5 protein-coding genes are annotated in these 5,797 nt (G+C 67.1%); 2 read left to right on the forward strand and 3 right to left on the reverse strand.

Features of this window, described 5'->3' with window-relative positions:
• The coding region (locus tag NJ1_RS36070; RefSeq protein WP_157574580.1) for an HNH endonuclease signature motif containing protein at positions 1–822 on the forward strand (822 nt) is incomplete at its 5' end.
• Between the two features lie 470 nt (positions 823–1,292).
• Here the strand turns inward: NJ1_RS36070 and NJ1_RS36075 are convergent.
• Positions 1,293–1,811, reverse strand: a complete 519-nt coding sequence (locus tag NJ1_RS36075) for a MarR family winged helix-turn-helix transcriptional regulator (protein WP_245717736.1) — start codon at positions 1,809–1,811, stop codon at positions 1,293–1,295.
• Positions 1,812–1,875: 64 nt separating this feature from the next.
• Here NJ1_RS36075 and NJ1_RS36080 point away from each other — a divergent pair, with 64 nt between their 5' ends.
• Positions 1,876–3,009, forward strand: coding sequence for a GDSL-type esterase/lipase family protein (locus NJ1_RS36080; RefSeq protein WP_067704291.1), 1,134 nt, complete (start codon positions 1,876–1,878; stop codon positions 3,007–3,009).
• A gap of 124 nt (positions 3,010–3,133) precedes the next feature.
• Here NJ1_RS36080 and NJ1_RS36085 read toward each other — a convergent pair whose 3' ends face one another.
• Entirely contained in the window at positions 3,134–4,702 is a 1,569-nt protein-coding gene (locus NJ1_RS36085) for a hypothetical protein (RefSeq protein WP_067704294.1), read from the reverse strand.
• Positions 4,687–5,529 carry an ABC transporter ATP-binding protein gene (locus tag NJ1_RS36090; protein ID WP_084479218.1) on the reverse strand — a complete coding sequence of 281 codons (843 nt, stop codon included), beginning with the start codon at positions 5,527–5,529 and terminating at the stop codon, positions 4,687–4,689. Before NJ1_RS36090 ends, NJ1_RS36085 begins: the two co-directional genes overlap by 16 nt.
• Positions 5,530–5,797 lie beyond the last annotated feature (268 nt).

Here is a 5,797-nt window from a genome sequence, read left to right on the forward strand (position 1 = left end):
TTGTTCGAACCGGTCCTGGCGAAACTCGCCCGCCCCGGCATGTGCAATCCGGATGACCCGCAGAGCCCGTTCGCTGACACCGATCATGTGTCCCGGAAAGTTTTGGACGCGGCCGCCAAGCGTGACTCACGGTCGGCGGCGCAACGTAATCATGATGCGCTGCTGGCGTTCCTGCGCCCGGAAATAGGGCCCGGCAAGCTGGGTTCGCATCGTGGTGTGCCGGTCTCGGCGATCTTCACGATGAGTATCGCCGACCTCGAGGAGGCCGCCGGTGTGGTGACGACCGCCTCGGGTGGCACCGTGTCGATCCCGGAAGCCCTCAAGTTGTCGGAGCGGTCCAAGCCGTTCCTGGCGTTGTTCGACCACCACGGCATGCCGCTGCATTTGGGGCGGTCCAAGCGTTTGGCGAATTCATACCAGCGGATGGCGTTGATCGCGTCCGAGCGGGGCTGCACTCGCCCGGGCTGCAATGCTCCGGCGACGTTGTCGGCGGCGCATCACATCACCGAGCATTCCAAGGGTGGCCCCACCGATATCGAGAACCTCACATTGGCGTGCGATGCGTGTCATGCGTTGGTGCACGACGGTCCGGGTGGCTGGAAAACGATTGTGATGGGCGAGGATTCGGAGTTCCCGGGTCGCACCGGGTGGATAGCGCCGGAGCATATCGATCCGTCCGGGACTCCGAAGGTGAATCATCGTCATCATCCCGGGGAGATGCTCGCGGCTGCTCAAGCGCGTCGTCTCGAGCGTAAGCGGCGTGAGAAAGTCTGCCGCCAGGGGTTGTTGGCGCATCGCGCGAAACCTTTCCCGCGCAGTTAGAGCGTTTGCGCTTCACGAGAACCCAGGTACACCGGTTCCCTTCGGGGATCGGTGCTGCCTGGGTTGTTTTCGTGCCCTGCCGCGCTCATGCGGGCATCTCTGGGCTCGAGATCCAGCGAGGTTCCGCACCCGCAACGGTGTGACCCAAGATGTGAAGAGCGGAAAAGATGGCAGTGCTGGTCATTTCGCCTGCCGTACCCGACCTGGGCTCCCCCGTTGGGAGCCGTGATCTCTCGTCCCAGCCTGGCTGAAAGGCTGTGGTCACCTCGCGAGACAAAGACTCAGAGACTCACAACCCAGCCCCTTCGCACGACCAGCCATCTAGAAATTTGTGCCTCCGGACAGCGAGGTTCCCGGCCTTGGTTCTTGCTCTTGGTTCTTGCTCTTCGTCTTTGCCCTTCTTCTTCCATGCGTCTTTGTTCTTGTTCTTGTTCTTGTATCCCCCTCTCCCACATCCCGCCCCACCCACCTCACTCCGACGTGTGAAATGCCTCAGGACTGGCGACATCTCGAACAGTCCGAAGGCTTGCCACCAGCACCTCCAACTGCTCAGGCGTGAAGAGCCCGGTGAACCACCGCTCCACCCCTTCGAGATACGCGGGAAGCACCCGAGCCACCCGCGTGGCCCCGGCCGCGCTCAATACGGCATACGCACTGCGCCGATCCGACGGATCGGCCTCGCGCCGCACGAACCCGTTCCGCTCCAGCCGATCAACGAGCCGAGTGACGCCGCTCGTGGAGAGATTGGTCTGGGTTGCCAGGTCCGTCATGCGGAGCTTGCGACCAGGCGAACGACTCAGGCGCATCAGGGCATTCAGATCGAGGCCGGACAGTCCGTTGGCCTTCCAGGTCGGCTCCAACCGGGCTACCAACCCGTCGTGCGCCTCGTACAGAAGACCGATCGCGGTCAGCCGGGGGTCGTTGAAAAGATGCTTGGGGTCCACGGTGAGCAGCGTAAACCAACCTTTTGCATTGGGGATAGTTGACACGCGGAACAATTTCGGTAGATTGTTGCTCTAGCAGTATTCCTCATGACAACTACTTGGAGGTCCGATGTCCGAGTCGCAGCAGTGGGTCGCCGCTTTCCGTGCCCCACTGGTGAATCCGGCCGAGCAGATTCGACTCGCCGAACCGCGCGGGTTCGCGGACGAGACGATCCGACAGGTCGCGCACCTCGCCGGTGGCGGATCGCAGGTGCGGGTGCGGCTGACCAACCGGTACTCGGAACGGGAACTGGTGATCGGGTCGGCGCGAATCGCGCTGCGGAAGAACGGGAACGAGATCGCGGTCGATACCGACTCCGCACTCCGGTTCGACGGGGCGGCCACCGTTCGGATCGCGGCTGGTGCGGATGTGGTCAGCGACCCGGTCGACCTCGCGGTGGACTCCGGGACCGATGTCGTTGTGAGCCTGTACTTCCCGGAGGAGACCGGGTTGGCCGCCTTCGCGCATCTGCCGGTGGAGACCGGATGGATCGTGGCCGGGGATCACACCGGTGACGGAGTGCTGGTCGACGCGGAGGAGAGCACCTCTCGGTTCTTCCTCACCGGTGTCGACGTGCTCGCCGAGTCGGAGACTCCGGTCCTGGTCGCGTTCGGCGACTCCTGGTTCGAGGGGGTCGGCTCCGCGCACGGCGGGAACCGGCGTTCGGTGGATGTGCTCAGCGAGCGGCTGGCACGCGGGTGGGCGGTCAATCAGGGCATCGGCGGGAGCCGGCTCCTGACCGATCAGGTCGCGGAGCACGGGCTGGCCCGATTCGAGCGAGATGTGCCGGCAGTGCCGGGAGTTCGCGCGGTGTGGGTCAATTTCGGAATCAACGATCTGATTCTGGCGGGCGCCGCTTCCTCGGACGATCTGATCGCCGGATTCACCGAGTTGGCGCGGCTGGCGCACGCGGCCGGACTGCCGATCTTCGTCGACACCATCGGGCCGTTCGGCGGGGCCATCTACCCGGGACTCAGCGTCGAGGACGGAAAGCCGGTGCGGCGGGCGGTGAACGAATGGCTGCGTCGGACCGACGTGTTCGACGCGGTGTTCGATGTCGCCGCGGCGGTGGAGAATCCGGAGCATCCCGACTTCATTCGCCCCGAATTCGACAGCGGCGACGGGATGCACCTGAACGATGCGGGGCATCGGGCAATGGCGGAGACGGTGGACCTCGCCGCACTTCCGGCAGTGTTCCACTGACCCTCCGGGGCATTCCACTGGCGCTCCGGAATTCAGCTACCCGGAGCCCGGGCGGCTACGCACCCCCGATGCGCGTAGCCGCGAAACCCCGTCACGCGCGAAAGCGACTGGTGTTCATCGCAGCTCAGCGCGGCTTCACGGTGGCGAGGATCTCGGGGCCGCGCGTTTCCAGGCGGGTGGTCCCGAGACGGATTCCCGCCATCGCAGCCAACCCGCCCACGAGCAGGCCCAGCGGTAGCGCCGCCCACTGCACGAACGGATTGTCCAGAGCGAGACCGATTCCCAGGACGGCCAGCACCGGTATCGACAGAACCACCTGTCCGATGCCGACGGTGAACTGCATGAGCACCTTCACACAGCCGGGATTCCCGGACCCGGCGAACGGGTTACCCCGTTGCGGCGGAAGCGGATACGCCGCGTAGGTGGACAGGATCGCGATACCGGCCACGCCCACCCCCAGCAGCACCGGCAGGATCGACAGCGCCCACGGGTACAGCTTCGCCAGCCCCAGCACACCGGGCAGGATCAGGGTGGAGATCAAGGCGATCGGAGTCACCAGCAGCAACCAGGCGATCAATCGTCCGCGCAGGTCCGCGCGCGCCGCACCGGGGGTGACGATGGTCTGCCAGACCGCGGTGCCGTCCAGGCCGTACAGGTTGGTCGCGGCCATGGCCGCCAGCCAGACCACGAAACCACCGGAGAACGGCACGATCGCACCGCTGCCGTTCTTGATCGCGAGGAAGATCGGCAGGACGAATCCGATGAGCAGCAGCGGCAGCAGGGTCGCGCGACGGCGACTGTCGCGCCACCAGGTGCGCAGTTCCTTGGTGACGACCGCGCCGACCGGAGTCGGCGGCACGAAGCGATCCAGCAGCCCGGAGCCGCTGTCGAGAATCTGACCCGCCGGTGCGGGAGGCGTGGTGAGGCGGCGGCGCAGCAACACCGCCCACGACTGCCACAGCACCACGGACAGCACCGCCAGGCCCAGCAGTGGCAGCACCGCCATCAGCGCATCGCCGCGTCCGGCGGACTCCACCGCGTACGGCGCCCAGCCGGACGGCGCGGCGCGCAGGGCGGTGGCGAGGCCGCTCGGCGCATCCTCCAGTGCCGGCCCGAGATTCGTGACGAGCAGGTTGAGCGGGTAGTACGCGAGGCCGATCAGACCGGCGAACAGCACGCCCAGATCCTTGCCGCGCCGCGAGCGCATGGCGGCGCCCAGCCAGGCCACCACGACCCGCGCGAGCAGCACCACGAACACCAGTTGCAGGACCGCTCCCACGATCGCGACGAGGGTCGCCGCCAGGCCGAGCGACGCGGCCAGTCCCACGAGTCCGCCGAATGCGATGAGGTTGACCACGGGCGCGGGGCCCACGAACGCGGCCGCCGCCAATCCGGTGGCCAGCTGCCGATCCGTCAGCGGCAGCAGCCGAAACTGTTCGGGCTGAAGGGTTTCGTCGCTGCTGCCGGTCAGCACCGGACCGCAGATCCAGCCCAGCGTCCACGCCGCGTAGAGCGCGGCGGCGATGGTCACTCCCCCGCGCACGGTGTCGTGGCCGACACCGATGATCACCGCGGTCAGGATGGCCGCGATCAGCCCGACGATGGTGCCGAGCCAGAAGTTGACCGCCGCCCGTCCGCCGCGCAGCGCTCTCGAGGTGATGCGCAGGCGCATTCGAATCAGGACGCCAACCACGACAGCCCCTCCTCGCCGCCGATCCGGCCGCCCACCAGGCGCACGAAAGCTTCCTCGAGTGTGCCCTCACCGCGAACCTCGGCGACGGTTCCCCCTGCGACCACCTTGCCGTGACTGATCACCGCGACGCGATCGCACATGCTCTCCACCAGCGCCATCACATGGCTGGACAGCACAACCGACCCACCCGCCGCGACGAAACGCTGCAGGATCGTGCGAATCGTGGAGGCGGACACGGGGTCCACGGCTTCGAAGGGCTCGTCGAGCACCAGGAGTTTGGGCGCGTGCAGCAGCGCGGTGGCGAGGCCGATCTTCTTGCGCATACCGGCCGAATAGTCCACCACCACAGTGTTTTCGGCGTCGGTCAGTTCCAGCACGCTGAGCAGTTCCTGCGCCCGCTCCCCCACCGTGGCCTTGTCCATGCCGCGCAGCAGGCCGGTGAAGGTGAGCAGTTCGCGGCCGGTCAGGCGCTCGGGCAGCGAGAGACCGTCGGGCAGCACGCCGACAACGGTCTTGGCGCGCACCGGATCCGCCCACACGTCGGTGCCGAAGATATGCGCGGACCCGTGGTCCGGGCGCAGCAGGCCGACCGCCATCGACAGGGTCGTGGTCTTGCCCGCGCCGTTGGGGCCGACCAGGCCGAAGAACGAGCCCGGCGGCACGGACAGGCTCACGCCCTCCACCACCCACGGGCCGCCGAAGGCCTTGAAGAGCCCGTTCAGCGCGAGCGCCGGCGCGACTGCACCGCTGCCCGCCGCAACACCGCCTGCCGCATCGTTCCCGCCCGCACCGTTCACGAGCCCGCCGTCCACTACCCCGTCGGTCATAACCCCTCCTCGCGGCGCCACACGGCGTCGTCGACTCACGATACGTGCGGGAGGTCGATTCGGTTCGAAGGTGACGCGCGGAGAGGATCCGCATGTGACACAGCTGACCAGCGGCGAAGCCGGTGCCGTGCGCAGCGGATTCGGGTGCGGAACGGGAAGACCCCCTGGCCGTCGGGCAGGGGGTCTTCGGGGCCGCTCCGGTCGAGCCGCACGCCATCAGGATCACGCCGGGTTCGTCCGAATCGTTCTCAGGACAGCCGATTCACGC

It is taken from the genome of Nocardia jejuensis NBRC 103114, from assembly GCF_001613145.1.
Taxonomy (GTDB): Bacteria; Actinomycetota; Actinomycetes; order Mycobacteriales; family Mycobacteriaceae; genus Nocardia; species Nocardia jejuensis.

Bases quoted from the DNA above. Each gene is read 5' to 3' on its own strand.
- NJ1_RS36090 (WP_084479218.1), bottom strand. From the start codon at position 5,529: ATGACCGACGGGGTAGTGGACGGCGGGCTCGTGAACGGTGCGGGCGGG.
- NJ1_RS36080 (WP_067704291.1), top strand. From the start codon at position 1,876: ATGTCCGAGTCGCAGCAGTGGGTCGCCGCTTTCCGTGCCCCACTGGTG.